Consider the following 17,166-nt stretch of genomic DNA (forward strand, 5'->3'; position numbering starts at 1 on the left):
TATGATATTGATGGACGATTTATTTAAAATGATGAAAGCAAAAAACGCTTCCGATATTCACTTAACGGTAGGCGTGCCGCCTGTATTGCGTATTCAGGGCCGCTTGTATGCCACACCGTTTGAAGCCTTGACCAAAGAAAGCGCCCAGACACTCATTTACTCCATTTTAACCGACGAACAACGCCAACAGTTTGAAGACAAGTTGGAGTTGGACTGCTCTATCGGTCTTAAATCCTTGGGCCGTCTTCGTGTAAACGTCTATAAACAAAAAGGCTGTGTGGCCGCCGCCTTGCGTTCTATTCCTAACGAATTTAAATCGTTTGAACAACTCAATTTACCGCCTGTGGTGTATAACATTATGAAGTTAAACAAAGGGCTTGTGTTGGTAACGGGCTGCACCGGATCCGGTAAATCAACCTCTTTGGCCAGTATGATTAACTACCTGAATATGAACGAAAGCAACCACATTATGACGGTAGAAGACCCTATTGAATTCGTGCACCCGCATAAACGCAGTATCGTCAATCAGCGTGAAGTGGGTGCTGATACGCTTTCGTTCGCAGACGCCTTAAAGCACTTTTTGCGTCAGGACCCGGATATTATTCTGGTCGGCGAATTGCGCGACCGCGAAACTATGGAAGCCTGCCTTACCTTGGCAGAAACCGGGCACTTGGTGTTTGCTACACTGCACACCAACGATGCTGTACAGTCCATCAACCGTATTATTGACGTGTTCCCGGCCAACCAACAGCTCCAAATCCGCACGCAGTTGTCCTTCGTGTTGGAGGCCATTTTATCCCAGCAGTTAATCCCCACTTTAACGGGCGGTCGCGCTATGGCGTGCGAGGTGTTGCTTGCCAACTCCGCCGTGCGCAGTTTAATCCGCGACGGCAAAGCCGAGCAAATTATTTCCACCATGCAGACCAGTGTGGGTATGGGTATGATTACAATGAACCAGGCGTTGGGAGATTTGTACATCCGCAAGCAAATAAGTTACCAAGAGGCCATTTCCCACACGGGCGATCCGTCCGGTTTGAAAACCTACTTGCAGCAAAAATTAGGTACGGCCAGTTTCAAATAATAAAAAATACCAAGCGGGGCTTTTAAGTCCCGCTTTTTTATGCTTTAAAACGCATAAAAAAGCCGCCTCAAAAGGGGCGGCTTTTCTTTGGGAAATTCTTATTTTTGGGGTCGGTTACTTACCACCTGCGGACAAACGCGGATAAATATATCTGTCCCCACCGCATCGGAAAGTTCCGGTGCCACCGTGTCCACAAAGGCATTTTGCGTCCAACCGGAAACATACGGCGGAGGCAACAAACGGCGGACGTGGGTGGCCAAAAGGCCCCATTTGTAATCCGTTAAATTATTTTCATCTTTGGTGCGGATAGAAAACGTAACCGATTGGTCTTTATTCAAAATCGGGGAGTGCATATGCGCACGGCGCAGGGAGCCTTCGCCGCCTTCAATAAACATTGGTTGGGCAATAATCACAAGCACTTCATCCGTTTTACCAAACGAAGCCGCCGCGTAATAAGGCTGCAATTCATCGCTCCAAGAGGCCAAGGTGCTTTGTACGGTGGAGCCTGGTTCAGTCGTCAGCGGGATAAGCATTGCATCGGAATCGTGCAAAACCGTTTTCACAAACGAGTCCGAGCCGTTCTTTTGCTGAAACGCCACATAAGAACCGGATTTATATGTTCCCTCCACCGGGAAATACGGGCTTGCCACCACAATTTGCTTACCGGGATTTAATTTCCGCAAGGACGTAAGCAAATTGGAAAGTTGCAACTTTGAGCCTTCGTTCCACTCCGTTGCAATAAAAATACGGTTTTTTCCGCGCAGCAGTTGGATGTAAGGCACGGAATTAACGTGTACGACATTTCGGTCAATCAGCACATCCACCTGTTTTAAATGCTTGCGTAAATAGGACAAATCTTTGGTGGCCGCCCTGTAAAATTTAGAATCAGGGAGCAAATTCTGTTCGCCCGCCCATACTTTTATCGCGTTTAAATCGCGCTGTCCACGCAAGGCGCGCAGTTTCCACATATGTTGGGCCTGCGTAATGGCAGAATTAATACCAGGGGTATAATAAACTTTGGGAAAGGCATTTTTAGCAACCTTTTCCATAGCACCGGCCGGAACCTTTACAGGCGGGAGTTTCCCGCGCTGGGCTTGCGCCGCGCCGGAAAAAGCGAGGATAAAAAGAGATGACAGCATCAGCGTAAGTGTTTTGTTCATACTGTTATTATAAGTTTGCCCGCCAGCCAAAACAAGGGCCAAAGGGCCTAGGCGGACATAGGACCGTTTGAAAGTGTGTCTTTATTACGCAGAGTGCGGTGATAGGTAATGGCAAAGCGGTGAACCTCGTCGCGGATTTCCATCAGCAGATTTAAAGCCGGGTCGCCAATGGGCAGTTTAATGCTTTCCTCCGCACCGGGCAGATAAATGCCCTCGTGGGTTTCGGCAAGTGAGATAAACGGGATATAAATGCCTGCGCGGTCAAAGGCGTTTAACGCGGCTGTAATTTGGCTCTTGCCACCGTCTAATAAAATTAAATCGGGCGCTTGGGACGGGTCCTTTTTTATTTGGCGCAGGCGGCGGAAAACACTCTCCTCCATCATCGTAAAATCACTTCCCCCGCGCTCGGGCAATTTGGAACGGATTTTAAAGCGGCGGTAGTGTTCGTGGTTTTTTTCGCCATTGATATAACACACGACGCAGCCCACCGCTTCGCGCCCGAATAAATGGGAGTTATCAAACGCTTCAATATGCGCAGGCAGTTTATTTAAACCGATTACCTGCGCCAGCCGTTTTAACTTATCCGTATTTTCCATAGCGGTTGTGATTTTGTCATCTTTAAACTGACCCACCAATACCCTCTCCTGCATATGCGCCAAGGCGTGCAGAAAATTGCGGTAAACAGCCGCCTGTTCGTATTCCCACTTGGCGGAGTGTTCCTTCATAAGCCGCGTGATATTTTCGGTAATGTTGCCAAAGTGCCCTTCTAAAAATTGCGCCATACGCTCGGCAATTTTGCGGTAATCTTCATACGAAATTTTACCTGCACACGGAGCCGGACATTGCCCGGTATGATAATAAATACAGGTGTTAATTTTGCGCGGGTCCAATTCCTTTTCGCGCGAAAAGTTCCATTTACACGGTCGCAAAGGGGCATATTTACTCTTCCACAAAAACCGCATTAAACTTTTTACAATGCTAGATTTAGGATACGGCCCAAAATACAGGTCTTTCCCGCGCACCACCCGGCGCGTTAAATGCAGGCGCGGGAAGTCCTCCCCCATTGTCAGTTTTAAATAAGGGTAACTCTTGCCGTCTTTGCCCAGCGAATTAAAAAACGGCTGGTATTGCTTGATTAATTTTTCTTCCAACACCAACGCATCCCGTTCACTGGCGGTAGTAATATAATCTATTTTAGCAATAAGCGGCAACAGACAAGGCAGTTTCCACCCGCGTGAATACAGGTTAGACTCTTGGAAATATTGTTTTACCCGGTCGGACAAATTTTTGGCCTTGCCTACATAAATAATCGTGCCCTCTTTGGAACGCATTATGTAAACACCGGGTTTATTTGGTAAAATATCTAGGCGCGGGTCCATAAAATTATTGTAACATTTCAGGCGCATAGCCTGCTTAACCGAAAAAAATCAGTTGACCCCGCGGCAATAAAAGGATAAAATATTAGTAACCCGATTTTTCTATTAGAGGAACTATATAAATGGCAAAACTTAAAACTGGTCGGCACACTAGCGCTATCAAAGCGCAGCGCCAAGCCGAAAAAAGAACTTCCGCTAACAAGGGCTTGATTAAAAAAGTCCGCTTAGCCACCAAAACTGTGAACGCTTCCGCTACCACGAAAGCCGCCACACTCAAAGAAGACTTGAAGAAAGCCGAATCTTGCATTGACAAGGCCGCCAAAAAGAACGTAATCCACTGGAAAACGGCTGCCCGCAAGAAATCCCGCTTGGCCAAAGCCGCTAACAAAGCCGCTGCCGCCAAATAATAAGTCTTGCAACACCTTTAAAACCGCCCTTTTCGGGCGGTTTTTTGTGGCCAGTTTTTCCACTTGCGCAAAAATATTACTGTACCAGCCACAAAAAAGGCGCCCCGTTAAAAGGCGCCTTTTTTCGCAAGTAAAACTCTTACGCTTCCGGCACGTGTTTGTATTTAAAAATAAAGGCAAACAGGATAGCCACCACCAAGGAGAAGCCCGCAAAAACGAACCACGATTCGCTCCACCCGGTCATAATGGTATGGGAAACATCCGCCGGATATACCGCACCTTCCGGCAAAAAGCCGTTCGCCGCCGTATAAGCATTAATATGGACGTTTACCAATTTGTTAATGACCCACTGGGCGCCTAACGTACCAATCATCGCGCCAAAGCCGTTGGTCATCAGCATAAATACACCCTGCGCGCTGGAACGAATCGCCGGGTCGGTTTCTTTATCCACATACAGGGAACCGGATACGTTAAAGAAGTCAAACGCTACCCCATACACTATCATAGAGGCTACTAACAGCACAATGCCGCCCGCGGTGGACGGATTCCCAAGGCCGAAAAAGCCAAAGCGTAACACCCACGCAATCATACTCATAAGCATTACCTTTTTGATACCAAAGCGTTTCAGGCAGAACGGAATCAGTAAAATGCACAGCGTTTCGGACATTTGGGACAGCGAAATCAGCGCGTTGGCATTATTGGCCCCCCAAGAGCCGGCAAAACCAGCCAAGGAATTAAAACCGTTAATAAACGGATTGGCATAAGCGTTGGTAATTTGTAAGGACATACCCAACAACATAGAGAAGATAAAAAAGATAGCCATCTTTTTTTCTTTAAAAAGCGCAAACGCTTTGAGGCCCAATGCTTCGGCCAAAGATTTGGCTTTTTCCGTGCAAGTGGGGCAGGCAGGCAAGGTAAAGCAATACAAGCCCAAAATCACACCCAAAATGCCGGAGAAATACCATTGCATATAGGTATTTTGGAAACCCGTAAAGTTGGAGGTCAACATCGCACAAATAAAACCAACCGTACCGAATACGCGGATAGGCGGGAAAGCGGACACCGTATTAAAACCGCCTTGGCGCAATGCCGTATAAGCCACGGAGTTGGAAAGAGCAATCGTGGGCATATAGAAGGCTACACTAAACGTATAGCAGGCAAACACCAGCGCAAAACTCACTTGGGGAAGCGAGCCGAAATAAGCCGCTCCGGCCATACCGGCCGCCGCCAATAAATGGCACAGGCCCAACAGTTTTTGCGCAGGAACCCAGCGGTCCGCCACAATGCCGATAATAGCCGGCATAAAAAGCGATACAAAACCTTGCACCGCGTAAAACCAACCGATATTTTCCGCCAATCCGGCCCCGGCCAGGAAGGTACCCATAGAAGTAAGGTACGCGCCCCAAACGGCGTATTGGAGAAAGTTCATTGCAGTCAAACGAATTTTGATGTTCATAAGCGAATTACCGCCGAAGCAGGGAAACTCCGGCTGCAAACCTCCATAAAATTGGCGGGCAACGCCCAAGGCGTAACTGCCCCCGCCGATAAAACCATTGTACAAAAAAAGATATAATATAGGAAATAAATTGAAAAACTTTTTGAGGAGGAAAATTATATGGCAGATTACAGTTTTGATGTGGTATCCAAGGTGGATTTGAACGTAATCGCGGAAGCCGTCAGCGCCGCAAATAAAGAAATCACTAACCGCTACGATTTTAAAGGCACCAATTCCACAATTGAACTAAACCAAAAGGATAACGAACTGAAACTCGGTTCCAGCGACGAATATAAAGTAAATACCCTGCGCGATATCATTTTTACGCGTATTGCCAAGCGTGGGATTCCGCTTAAAAATATGTTACCGCAAAAAATTGAAGCCGCTTTGGGCGGTAATGCCAAACAAACGGTAAAAATCCAACAAGGAATCCCGTCGGATAAGGCTAAGGAAATTACCAAAGCCATCAAAGATGCTAAATTAAAGGTTTCCGCTTCTATCCAGGGCGACCAGTTGCGCGTATCGTCCAAATCCAAAGACGAACTCCAAAACACGATGGCCCTTTTAAGAGAGGGCGACTTCGGCGTGGAACTCCAATTCACCAATTACAGATAACTTATGCGCAAACTATTACTTATTTTAAGTGCGGTTTTAATAGCCGCCCCGGCCGTAAAAGCGGCCTGTGCCCGCGAGGCCAGAGCCGCAAGCCCGGCGGTTTTAATAGCCGCCCCGGCCGTAAAAGCGGCCGATATGTCCGCCGCGTTGGATTTTTATAAAAAACAGGCACTCACGATTTCCGCCGACCCCACCCGCGACGAGCGCGCCTTCGCCAAAACATTGGCAGATAATGTAGGCACTTGGGTATCGCAAAACCCCGGGCAAGCCGCTACGGCAGATGCACTTCTGCTTCAAACGCGTCTTTATTTACGCGCGCAGAACAATGCAAATGCGCTGGTTTCGCTCTTTAAACTACGCAAGGTCTTTCCCTCGGCAGATATCAACGCATTAAAAGCGCTTTTGCCGCAAGCCGCCGAGGCCGTAAAGGCAGACGCGCGCGAAACGGCAAACCAACTCTTTGCACTTCCGTTACCCGCGGAAACCGACACGGAAGCGGACCGCGAAGCCGAAGCCTTGTATGCGCTCTCTAAATTGCCGGGACGCACCTTATATGCCCCCGCCGCGCAAGCGTTTGAAACCTTTTTTGCGCTTCATCCCAAGTACGAAAACGGAGATAAGGTGGAACTATGGTACGGAGATTTGCACCGCCTAAACGGAAACTATTTAGCCGCTATTTCGCAATACAAAAAAGCGGGAGAACTGTATCCTGCCACACCTTATAAAGCAGCCAGTTTGCGTCTTATTGGGGATATTTATGCCGACAATTTAAAGGACACCGCCAACGCTACCGCATATTATACGCGTGTACTGCGGGAGTTTCCCGGCTCCTCCGAAACGGGTGTCGTTTATAAGCATATGGCCATTTTGGATGAAAACAACAAACAGTTTGACAGCGCGCTTATTAATTACGACAAATCTATTGAACTGCTGGGCAATACAAAAGCCGCATACGAATCATACCGCGGCAAGGCTGATGTGTATGTAAAAACCAAAAATTACGCAGAAGCATATAACACTTTGTTAAAAACAGCCAATGTGTTTAGTGCGGACGAAGAAAAGTGCACGTTCTCTCTCTTGGAAGCCGCCAACGTAGCCAAAAAGCGTATGCACGACCAAACCAAATATATGCAGGCATTGGAAAAAGCCCTCGTGGCGCATCCCGCCGGGCCGCGTGCACCGCAAATTATGTTTGATTTGGCTTCCGCTTACGAACAACAAGGCCGGAACACGCAAGCCATAGAAATATACAAACGGCTGATTATTAATCATCCTACCAACAAATTGGCTTCCCGTGCCCAAGGCCGCTTAAACAGATTGCAGAAATAAGATAACTTAAACCTAAAACCGCCCCGGGAAAATTTCCCCAGGGCGGTTTTTTATTCCTTCAAAAGCCGTTATTTTCCGGCACCACAGCATTTTTTATATTTCTTTCCGCTGCCGCACGGGCAAGGGTCATTACGCCCAATCCGGGGGCCTTGGTGAACCACCGTTTCCACCTTGGCGGGAGCAGTTCCGTTTTCCGCACGGAGTTCGGCTTCGTGGTTCTTCATCCACTTCTTCATTTGGCGGATACTTTTAAAGTCCACCCCGTCCTTTTCCATACGTTTGGCGATATCAATAAAGCGCTTTTTGATGGTCGGGTCCTGCAATTTACTTTTAATCATTGCAGGCAGAGAATCAATCTCCCGCTCAATGCGCTCCTCAATAGATTCCTTTTTGCCGTTTTTAGCCGGCTCGGCCGCCGGGGCCGCTGTTTCTTCTTTTTTCTTAAATGGATTCCACATATTGTGCAACTCCTAATTATTCGGAAATAAGTTTTTCTACAAAATTCTTAATAATTTCCGCCTTTTCAAAATAATGTTTCTCCCGCGGGATAACCAAGCGGTTGGGGTGTTTTTCCCAAATTTTCAAAATACGGTCATCCAGGTCAAATGCCTGCTGTAAGTTTTCGGTGCGGACATTGGTGGCCTGGTAAAAATCTTTCTCGGGCGGCGGAGACAAATGAATTACCGCATCATAGCGCGCCAGTTCCGCTTCCAAAGAACTGTGCATAGATTTAAAAAAATCTTCCGGGCCTTTGGGCCAATACACCGCTCCGTCAATAGACCCGCGGTCGCATACCATTATTTTGGCATTGGAGGTCTTTTCGGCCAATTCTTCTAACTGGTGCACAGTATAAAAAATAATATTTTGGGCGTGTTCAATGTGCACAGGGCTGTTGTCCTTGCGCGGAAAACCGCCGCTGTAAATCAAGGTTGCGGCTTCCTGCACGAGGGCAATTTTGTTACCGAAGGTTTCCTTCAAAATAGAAAGAGCCGTGGTTTTGCCGCCGCTGGGGCCGCCGGTTAAAACGATTTTTTTCATAAGTTATCCTTTAATAATTTTTTCTACAAAATTTTTAATGGCTTCCGCGTTTTCAAAAAAGTGTTCGGTGCCGCCCACAACTAAACGGTTGGGGTGCTTTTCCCACATTTTTAAAATTTTGCGGTCAATTTCAAATGCCTTGTCCAAGGTTTCCGTACGGACGTGCGTAGATTGGTAAAAGGCCGGGTTGGACGGCGGCGACAGGTGCAGTACGGCATCATAGCGCGCCAGTTCCGCTTCCAAGGATGTGCCCATATGCGCAAAAAATGCGTCCGGGCCGTCCGGCCAATAAACAGATGCATCCACCGTGCCGCGGTCGCACACGATAAGCGGTGCCTCGGATGTCTGTTCCGCCAATTCTTCCATTTCCTTCGTGGCTACGAAAATAATCTGCTGGGCGGCTTCAATATGCGCGCGGCTGTTATCCTGCCGCGGAAATCCGCCGCTAAAAATCATTGTGGCGGCTTCGCGCACGAGTTCCACTTGCGGGCCAAAGGTTTCTTTCAGCACCGACAGGGCTGTCGTTTTACCGCTATTGGGGCCGCCGGTAATGGCGATTTTTTTATGCTTCATTTTTGTCCTCCGCGGCGTCCTTTTTGGGAGCAAAGGCCGCCTTTTGGGCTGCTTCTAATTCTTTTAAGTATAACACTTTTAAGTCCTCAAATTCTTTGCGTTGTTCTTTGGGGATATCCCGCACAGTAGAATTGCGGTTCTTCATTTTCAAAAAATCTACAAACTTATTTTTTTCTTTAACGCGGAAATCCAAGTGCGGCCCCGTAGAAAGGCCCGTGCTTCCCACATAACCCACCGTCTGCCCTTGTTTGACCTTGGCCCCGGCCTTAATACCCTTGCCGTAACCTTTTAAATGTCCGTAAGAGGTCATATAGCCGTTGGCGTGGCGGATTTCCACATAATTGCCAAAACCGCCTTTATATCCGGCTACTTTTACCGTCCCGTCTGCCACGGCCTGAACCGGGGTCCCCGCAGGAGCGGCATAGTCTATGCCCAAATGCGGGCGGCGAATTTTTAAAATAGGATGCAACCTTCCGTAAGAAAAGCGAGACGAAATGCGGTAATTGCGGAAACTGATGGGCGATTTTAAGAACATTTTTTTACTCATTTTGCCCGTTTCATCATAAAAATCATCTTCAAAATAAAAAGCGTAAGTAGTTCCGCCGTCTGCACTTTTATAAGAAGCGGCGAGCAAATCTTGGCCGGTTATTTCGCCCGATACCGTATAATTTTCTTCCCACAGGGCGGCATACTCGTCGCCGTTGCGGGTATCGGTGTTAAAATCAATCGTCCACGAAAAAGCATCCGTAAAATCTAAAATAAGCGGCACTTGCAAACCCCGGGCAAGCATAGAGTTAAACAAAGAGCCTTTAATTTTTCCGGCGGCAGTTTTAATGCGGGTTTTAATTTCCACGTCGCTTACCCCCGCCACCAAGGCACCATCCACGTGGGCCACATTGGCCACATAATAGCGTTTAAAACCTTGCGTAAGAAGCAGCATAATAAAATGTCCATCGGCATCTACCGACAGGGAATAGGTGTCGTTCTTTTGAAGTTTGCGCGTATCAGCCACCGTGGAAAGTTTGCCCACAATTTGTGCAACTTCCTGATTAGAAAGGCCCGCTTCCTGCAAAGCTACATAAATCGGTTTTTCTTTAATGGTAAATTCCTGCACCGGAATTTCGCGCTCACGCAAATTTTCCAGTTCCCGCACATCTTTTAGGTGCGAAATATGCAACGCCACCCCCGTTGCCACAATAATTACACTCAACGTAAGCGTGTAAAATAAAATATCGTGGTAGCGGCGGTAATGCTGTTGGATAAAAGCCAGGAATTTTTCTTTCATAAGCGTAACAAGGGGCGGCCGTTAAGCCGCCCCTTTCTAAACTATTTTTGGTCCTTTAAGAAAGAGCACAATGCAATAGCATTGAGTTTCACTTTCGGGTCATCCGCGCGGGAAGGCAAAATGACCGGGATTTTCGGGCCGACGAGCACAGCCGCCGCTTCCATATGGTCGCCAAAGAAAGCCAAAGCTTTGTAGAGCGGGTTGGCGGCATCCAAGTCCGGCAGCATCAGGATATCGGCATCTCCGGCCACTACTTTGCCTTTAATACCTTTTTCGGCCGCGCGTTCGGGCGAGAGAGAAATATATAAATCATACGGTCCTTCCACCGTGCAGCCGGTGATTTTCCCTTCCGCGTTCATCTGCGCCAAGGCCGCCGCATCCACCGTAGAGGGGATTTTTTCGTTTACTTTTTCCACCGGGCACACGCAAGACACTTTCGGCGTTTCCAAGCCGAGTTTGTGCATAGTGTTCACGGCATTTTGGATAATTTTAGCCTTTTGTTCCAGGGTAGGGGCAATCACCACCGCGGAATCAGTTACCGCAAAAGGCTTGTGGTATTTCGGCGTGCTGAACAGCACAAAGTGGGACAAAAGCGCCCCTTCCGGCACCAAGTGGGCTTCTTTGTTTAAAATCGCCTTCATATAATACTTGGTATCCACAAGACCTTTAATCAAAAAGTCGCCTTTACCGGCCAAAATTTGGTCCACAGCCAGTTTGCACATAGTAGGAACATCTTCGCAATCAATAAATTCAAATTTGCTGTCATCCAGACCTACCTCGGCTACGGTTTGTTTGACGGCAGCCAGCGGCCCAATCAAAATACCGTGGGAAATAAGGCCGTTTTGGTCGGCCATTTTGATAGCCGTCAACGCTTCTTTATTGTTTGCGCCCGGCACTACTACACGGTTTGATTTCCCTTTTACTTGTTCAATCAAATCGGCAAAACTTTTGAATTTCATACTTTTCTCCTTACAAGACTAACTTTATAAATCAACTGTACTTCTTTACAATTTTAGGATTATCCAGCGCACGGCGGGCAGCCTCGCGCAGGGCGTCCTTTTCCTCGCTGCCCGGGAACACATATACCGGGGCAATCCAACTGACATAAGTGCTAATGGCCTGCGGTATATATTTGCTATACATCAGCCCGCCCGTAAGCGCAATAAAATCCACTTTTCCTTCTAACACTACGGCCATTGCCCCAATGTATTTGGCAATTTGGTAAATCATTGCGTCTTCGGCCAGTTTGGCTTCTTCGCGCGTGCAGCAAATGAGCGAGCCGGGGCGTTTTTCACCCGTACGGATAAATTCTTCTAAATCTTTTACATCGGAAGTGCCCGTATAGGCCACCAAGCCGCCCTTTCCGCGCAGTTTAAGGCGCATATCGCGCAAGGTATATTTGCCCGAATAGCACATTTGCACCAAGGCGGAGTTTGGCGTACCGCCGCTTCTTTGCGGGGTCATCGGGCCGTCGCCTTCGTATCCGTTGTTTACGTCCACCACTTTTCCCTCGCGGTGCGCACCCACGGTAATGCCGCCCCCTCCGTGGCAAACGATACAATTCATTTTTTCGTACGGTTTGCCCAATTTACCCGCAATCAAACGGGCCACGCGCTTTTGGCTCAATGCGTGAAAAATGGAAATACGCGGATTTTCGGGCATACCCGAATAGCGGGCCACGGGTTGCATTTCGTCAATTACGACCGGATTGGCAATAAAACTGGGGCAGCCTGCGTACTGGGCAATTTCACGCGCCAAAATACCGCCTAAATTGCTGGGGTGGATTCCGCCATAGCGGCCTGTTTCCAAGTCGCTGACCATTTGGTCGTTGACGGCATATACACCCCCTTCTACGGAGTGAATAAATCCGCCGCGGCCGATAACCGCACTTATTTCTTTGAGCGGCACTTTATGGTCCAGCAGGTAATCCAAAATCAATTTGCGGCGCAGGGGCAACTGTTCGGTAACATTTTTGCCTTCGTACGGTTCCAAGTCGGTCAACGAATAACGGACAGTAACCTCAAATACGGATGTATTTCCGCGGTAATAGCCGATATCGTCCGAGGTGGACCCCGGGTTAATAACTAGGATATTGTAATCCATTTGTGCCCCCTGTAAGCCTTAGTTATATTTTAACAAATATGGCGGCCTTTGGCCGGGCTATTTACGGCAGTTTGTCTGCCAATTTATCGGCCCATTTTTTTAAGAAAAACAACTGCTCCCGGCTCAGCCCTTGCCGGGAAAGCATATGGCGCAAAAGCGCTTTGCGTTGGGCGGACGAAAAATCGGTCTTAAACCCGGCCTTTTCAAACAGCACATCTGCTGACGAAATAAAAATTTCCTTTTGCGCGTCCGTCGGACTTGCGGGTACTTTGCCGGGGCGGCGGATTGCCTTAAAATCAGGACGGCGGGATAGTTCGTAACAAGTCAAAATAACGGCTTGGGCCAAATTGATAGACGGCTGTTTGGACGCCGTAGGGATATTCAGCACCACATCACACCGCTCTATATCTTCGCCAGACAGGCCGCTCTTTTCGTTGCCAAACACCAAGGCTACACGCCCTTGCGGAGCAGTTTGCAAGCGTTCATTTAACACCGGCAGCGGGACGATTTCCTGCTTGATTTCGCGGTTTTTAATAGCCGTAGCGGCCAAAGAAAAGGACGTATCTTGCAAGGCTTCGTCTAAGGTTGCACATTTTATAGCCTGCCGCATAATATCGCCCACACCAACCGCACTGACAGATTCGCGCCAAACAGGTTCATAGGGGTCCACTACGCGCAAGTCGGACAACCCGAAATTTCCCATTGCCCGGGCGCAGGCCCCAATGTTATTGGGGTCGCGCGGGCGTACTAACACAATGGTTACGGGATTCATCTGTTTAATGCCTCCCCGATAGATTCGGCAAAAGTAGGGTGAGCAAAAATCACTTCTTTTAACTGTTCCACAGTCATTTTGGCGGCCAAGGCCACACTTACTGCGTGGATAAGTTCCGCCGCGTGCGCACCGGCAAATACACCGCCCAATATTTCCCCGGTTTGGGCATTGCTGATAAGTTCGTAATATCCTTCGGTCTGGTCCTGCGCTACGGCACGTCCGTTGGCAAGCAAAAAAGCCTTATGGGTTTTAACAGGCAGTCCCTTGGCTTCGGCTTGTGCGCGCGTAAGACCCATAGAAGCAATTTCGGGCGATGTGTAAATAGCGCGCGGCACACCTTCGTTATGGTAAACCGCCGGAACGCCGCACAAGTTAGAAGCCGCCACTTCGCCTTGCCGGCTGGCTGCGTGGGCCAGTTGGAAAAGGCCGTTTACATCTCCGGCGGCATAAATATTACCCTTTAACTGCAAAGTTTGCGGATTCACTTGTACGCCCTTGCGGTTCCAGGTTACGCCAATATTTTCCATTTTAAGTGCGCTTAAATTCACACTGCGCCCAATAGCGGCTAATACCGCATCAGCCGTTACGGTTTGCCTATTGGAAAGCGTAAGCGTATAAGTTCCGTTTTCGCAAGTTATTCCTTCCGCGCTTACACCTGTGAAAATTTGAATACCCCTTTTTCCAAAGGCTTGTGTCAGCACGCGGGCGGCCCCCTCGTCTTCCAACGGCAACAAGCGCGGCTGCATTTCCACAATGCTTACTTTAACCCCCAATTCGTTCATAAAGTCGGCCATTTCACACCCGATTACCCCCCCGCCGACAATCACTAATTCTTTGGGCAGATGAGGCATATCAAAAAGGGTGGAATTATCGTAAATTTTATCTTTTATTTGGTCAAACGGCGGCGGGAAAAAGGCTTCGGACCCGGTCGCCAAAATAACGCCGTCCGCTTCCAGTTGCTGTTCCGTTCCGTCCGCTTTTTTCACGCTTATAGTATGCTCGTTTACAAAGGAAGCCTCCCCATTTATTACCTCTACCCCTGCTTTTTTAAGCAAAAAGGACACCCCTTGCGTCAGTTTACGAGTAGCGGCGCGTTGGCGGGCTTGGATTTTTTTCCAATCCAGCAGATTAAACAGTTTGTCCGCCTGTTCCTGTGCGCCGTCCGCACACAAGGCTGAAATGGTTTTAACCGTATGAAAGCGGTGCGCGGCATCCAACAACGACTTTGACGGAATACAACCGCAATTTAAACATACTCCGCCGACTTTGTTTTTTTCAACCAGCGTAACTTTGGCCCCCAACGAAGAAGCCTTTAATGCGGCCGGATACCCCGCAGGCCCGCCGCCGATTACGACGATATGTTTCATATTTCCCCCTTATACGTCATTTTGATTATATTTATTCTAGCATTAAAAACAGTATAATAAAAAACGAGAAACACTATGCCAAATAACCCTTCTTATATCGGACACCGTGAACGCATCCGTGAAAAATTCGCGGCGGCAGGGTTGGACAGTTTCCTGGACCACGAAGCCCTGGAACTGCTTTTAACTTATGCCGTGCCGCGCAAAGACACCAAACCGATTGCTTGGGCTCTGCTTAAAAAATTCGGCTCGTTGGCCGCCGTGCTGGACGCGGCACCGGACCAACTTTCGCAAATAGACGGGGTAGGCCCCGGAACGGCACAGTTTTTAAAACTGATTCGCGCTGTATTTAAAAAATATTCGCTTGCCGAAGTAAAACAACGCGTAACCATACGCACCCCGCAACAGGTGCTGGAATACTGCAACGCTTCGCTTTCCGGAAAGCAGGAGGAGTGTTTAGAAGTGATTTATCTTTCTGTGCGTAATACGGTTATGGGCACGGAAACGATTGCTTCTGGATTGATTGACCGAGTGGCCGTTTCGCCGCGCAAAATCGTGGAGTGCGCCCTAGCGGCCAAAGCCCCTGCCATCATTTTAGTGCATAATCACCCGTCGGGAGATTCCACCCCTTCGCAGGAGGACATAGAACTCACACGCGAGGTGCTGCGGGCAGCGGAACTTTTTGGTATTTCGGTACACGACCACATTATTATCGGCAAAGGATCTCATTACAGTTTAAAGGCAAACGGGAAAATATAATATGAACATTTTAAAAGAAGTCTTAAAGTATCAAGTTTATCCGGCTATGGGATGTACGGAGCCGGTTTCCGTAGCACTATGCGCCGCGTACGCCGCCAAAGAATTGGGAACGGACATAGAAAAAGCCGAATTTCAGTTAGATGCCGGAACCTATAAGAACGGTATGGGGGTAAGAATACCCAACACGGACGGCGAAAAGGGAAACCTGTTAGCCGGTGCAATGGGAATTTTACTAGCCAAACCGGAACTGAATATGGAAATTTTATCCGCCGCTGACAAAACCGTCTTGGCCCAAGCCAAAGAAATGCTAAAAAAGCATTTGCTGACTATGGAAGTTGCCCCACAGGCGCACGGCTTTTATATTGCCTGTACACTAACAGGCAAAAACCATAAAACCGCCAAATGTGTTATTGCGGGGAGCCATACGGACGTGGTGTATTTATCTTGCGGAGATAAAATAAAAGTAAACCATTTACCGCTTGAAAACTGTGCCCAAAAAGCGCACGATTTTAAAAATGCCCTAAAAAAAGCCACCCTGCAAGATTTATTAAATGCCGCCGATAATGCAGACGAAGAAGATTTAAAATACATCAAAAAGGGCGTAGAAATGAATTTAAAAGCCGCCGAACTGGGCCAAGCCTTGCAAAAAGTAGGGTTTTACATTAAAGAACTGGTACGCAAAAAACTGCTGCAAATGGACTTAATTTCGTCCACCAAAATTTTAACCGCCTGCGCCGCCGATGCGCGTATGGACGGGCAAGCCGTTCCCGTTATGGCTAGCGGGGAATCGGGCAACCAAGGAGTCGTAACCATTTTGGTACCGTGGAAAGTAGGCAAGGAAATGGAAGTAGAGGAAACCACCATTTTAAAGAGTATTGCCCTATCCCACTTGTTAAACGGTTATGTAAAAGTCTTTACCGGGGAACTTGCGCCTATTTGCGGCTGTGCGATTGCCGCAGGGGTGGGAGCAACGGCGGCTATCACTTACCAACAGCGCGGCAACTGCGTACCCGCTGTTACGCTGGCAATTAATAACATCATCAGCGATATTGGCGGTATGCTGTGCGACGGAGCAAAAAGCGGGTGCGCGCTAAAAGTTGTCAGTTCCACCGACGCGGCAATCCGCTCCGCCTATATGGCCATACACGATTACGGCATTACGGAAGTGGAATGTTTTGTCGGCCGTACCGCAGAAGAGACTATTCAAAATTTAGGCAGTATTTCCACCGTAGGGATGAGCCGCGTGGACCCGATGATTGTAAACATTATGCAGAAGAAATGCAATAAATGAAACACAAGGACAACGAACTAATCTTTTCTTTCCACCAGAATATTTTTAACAAATTCTTGGGGTACCTGCTCGCGCTAGGGATGATTACGCTGACCTTGTGTTTATTTCACAACCGGGAATTGCTTTTTATCTATATTCTTAGTATGGCGGTAAGCATTTATTTTTTTACGCTTATCTTTTTTCCCCCGGCCGTGTGCAAAATTTACCCGGACCATATAGAGTGGAAACAAACAGAAATGACGAGTACATCCACGAAAAATTACCGACTGTTATGGCCGGAAGTAAAGGGGTTTTACCTAGCCGAGCGTCTAGTGTACTGGAAGAGGAAACTCACATTAAAAACAGTATTATTCTTGGTAACAGAGAATTACCACTCATACAAAATGCAAAATTTCGGATTCTTGTCTAAAAAGGACCGCGACTCATTGCTATTGGAGTTAAAAGCCCGCGGTATAGCGGAACTGCCCTTTCAGGCCGAGGACTCCGCAGAAGAACTTATCAAAAAATTTCAGTATTAA

At 48.0% G+C, this 17,166-nt stretch carries 18 protein-coding genes; 7 read left to right on the plus strand and 11 right to left on the minus strand.

Annotated features, from left to right (window positions below):
* Position 1: 1 nt before the first annotated feature.
* Positions 2-1,081, plus strand: a complete 1,080-nt coding sequence (locus ACQY2K_RS00880) for a type IV pilus twitching motility protein PilT (protein WP_428040389.1) — start codon at positions 2-4, stop codon at positions 1,079-1,081.
* 98 nt (positions 1,082-1,179) lie between these two features.
* Here the strand turns inward: ACQY2K_RS00880 and ACQY2K_RS00885 are convergent, their stop codons facing one another.
* Positions 1,180-2,241, minus strand: a complete 1,062-nt coding sequence (locus ACQY2K_RS00885; RefSeq protein ID WP_428040390.1) for a hypothetical protein — start codon at positions 2,239-2,241, stop codon at positions 1,180-1,182.
* 47 nt (positions 2,242-2,288) lie between these two features.
* A complete protein-coding gene (locus tag ACQY2K_RS00890; RefSeq protein ID WP_177747820.1) occupies positions 2,289-3,620 on the minus strand; it encodes a GIY-YIG nuclease family protein in 1,332 nt (443 codons plus the stop codon).
* A gap of 119 nt (positions 3,621-3,739) precedes the next feature.
* Between ACQY2K_RS00890 and rpsT the strand changes: the two genes are divergently transcribed.
* Positions 3,740-4,024, plus strand: a complete 285-nt coding sequence (gene rpsT, locus ACQY2K_RS00895; protein ID WP_177747817.1) for a 30S ribosomal protein S20 — start codon at positions 3,740-3,742, stop codon at positions 4,022-4,024.
* Between the two features lie 139 nt (positions 4,025-4,163).
* On the opposite strand, the gene ACQY2K_RS00900 is transcribed toward rpsT, so the two are convergent.
* Complete coding sequence (locus ACQY2K_RS00900) at positions 4,164-5,480, minus strand: MFS transporter (protein ID WP_428040391.1); 1,317 nt, start codon at positions 5,478-5,480, stop codon at positions 4,164-4,166.
* Positions 5,481-5,639: 159 nt separating this feature from the next.
* Between ACQY2K_RS00900 and ACQY2K_RS00905 the strand changes: the two genes are divergently transcribed.
* Positions 5,640-6,134, plus strand: coding sequence for a YajQ family cyclic di-GMP-binding protein (locus ACQY2K_RS00905; RefSeq protein ID WP_428040392.1), 495 nt, complete (start codon positions 5,640-5,642; stop codon positions 6,132-6,134).
* 3 nt (positions 6,135-6,137) lie between these two features.
* Positions 6,138-7,463: a tetratricopeptide repeat protein gene (locus ACQY2K_RS00910; protein WP_428040393.1), complete on the plus strand. Its 1,326-nt coding sequence runs from the start codon at positions 6,138-6,140 to the stop codon at positions 7,461-7,463.
* A gap of 68 nt (positions 7,464-7,531) precedes the next feature.
* Here the strand turns inward: ACQY2K_RS00910 and ACQY2K_RS00915 are convergent, their stop codons facing one another.
* The 8 genes from ACQY2K_RS00915 to lpdA form a co-directional block, all read right to left on the minus strand.
* Positions 7,532-7,921, minus strand: a complete 390-nt coding sequence (locus ACQY2K_RS00915) for an SEC-C metal-binding domain-containing protein (protein ID WP_428039795.1) — start codon at positions 7,919-7,921, stop codon at positions 7,532-7,534.
* Positions 7,922-7,937: 16 nt separating this feature from the next.
* Positions 7,938-8,501, minus strand: a complete 564-nt coding sequence (locus tag ACQY2K_RS00920) for an AAA family ATPase (RefSeq protein ID WP_177747805.1) — start codon at positions 8,499-8,501, stop codon at positions 7,938-7,940.
* A 3-nt stretch (positions 8,502-8,504) separates the two neighbouring features.
* Entirely contained in the window at positions 8,505-9,074 is a 570-nt protein-coding gene (locus tag ACQY2K_RS00925) for an ATP/GTP-binding protein (protein ID WP_428040394.1), read from the minus strand.
* Positions 9,064-10,359: a peptidoglycan DD-metalloendopeptidase family protein gene (locus tag ACQY2K_RS00930; RefSeq protein WP_428040395.1), complete on the minus strand. Its 1,296-nt coding sequence runs from the start codon at positions 10,357-10,359 to the stop codon at positions 9,064-9,066. The genes ACQY2K_RS00925 and ACQY2K_RS00930 overlap by 11 nt, the downstream gene beginning before the upstream one ends.
* A 41-nt stretch (positions 10,360-10,400) precedes the next feature.
* Positions 10,401-11,318 carry a phosphate acyltransferase gene (locus tag ACQY2K_RS00935; RefSeq protein WP_177747795.1) on the minus strand — a complete coding sequence of 306 codons (918 nt, stop codon included), beginning with the start codon at positions 11,316-11,318 and terminating at the stop codon, positions 10,401-10,403.
* 31 nt (positions 11,319-11,349) lie between these two features.
* Positions 11,350-12,462, minus strand: coding sequence for a butyrate kinase (buk, locus tag ACQY2K_RS00940; protein ID WP_428040396.1), 1,113 nt, complete (start codon positions 12,460-12,462; stop codon positions 11,350-11,352).
* A 61-nt stretch (positions 12,463-12,523) separates the two neighbouring features.
* Positions 12,524-13,234, minus strand: a complete 711-nt coding sequence (locus ACQY2K_RS00945; RefSeq protein WP_428040397.1) for an RNA methyltransferase — start codon at positions 13,232-13,234, stop codon at positions 12,524-12,526.
* Positions 13,231-14,601 (minus strand): dihydrolipoyl dehydrogenase, encoded by a 1,371-nt coding sequence (lpdA, locus tag ACQY2K_RS00950; protein WP_428040398.1) that lies wholly within the window; start codon positions 14,599-14,601, stop codon positions 13,231-13,233. Before lpdA ends, ACQY2K_RS00945 begins: the two co-directional genes overlap by 4 nt.
* Before the next feature lie 75 nt (positions 14,602-14,676).
* Here lpdA and radC point away from each other — a divergent pair, with 75 nt between their 5' ends.
* The 3 genes from radC to ACQY2K_RS00965 are packed head-to-tail and all read left to right on the plus strand — an operon-like array spanning position 14,677 to position 17,166.
* Positions 14,677-15,357 carry a RadC family protein gene (gene radC, locus ACQY2K_RS00955; RefSeq protein ID WP_428040399.1) on the plus strand — a complete coding sequence of 227 codons (681 nt, stop codon included), beginning with the start codon at positions 14,677-14,679 and terminating at the stop codon, positions 15,355-15,357.
* Position 15,358: 1 nt separating this feature from the next.
* Positions 15,359-16,648 (plus strand): serine dehydratase subunit alpha family protein, encoded by a 1,290-nt coding sequence (locus ACQY2K_RS00960; protein ID WP_428040400.1) that lies wholly within the window; start codon positions 15,359-15,361, stop codon positions 16,646-16,648.
* Positions 16,645-17,166, plus strand: a complete 522-nt coding sequence (locus ACQY2K_RS00965) for a hypothetical protein (protein WP_428040401.1) — start codon at positions 16,645-16,647, stop codon at positions 17,164-17,166. The genes ACQY2K_RS00960 and ACQY2K_RS00965 overlap by 4 nt, the downstream gene beginning before the upstream one ends.

Source organism: Candidatus Avelusimicrobium fimicolum (assembly GCF_021632165.1).
GTDB lineage: Bacteria > Elusimicrobiota > Elusimicrobia > Elusimicrobiales > Elusimicrobiaceae > Avelusimicrobium > Avelusimicrobium fimicola.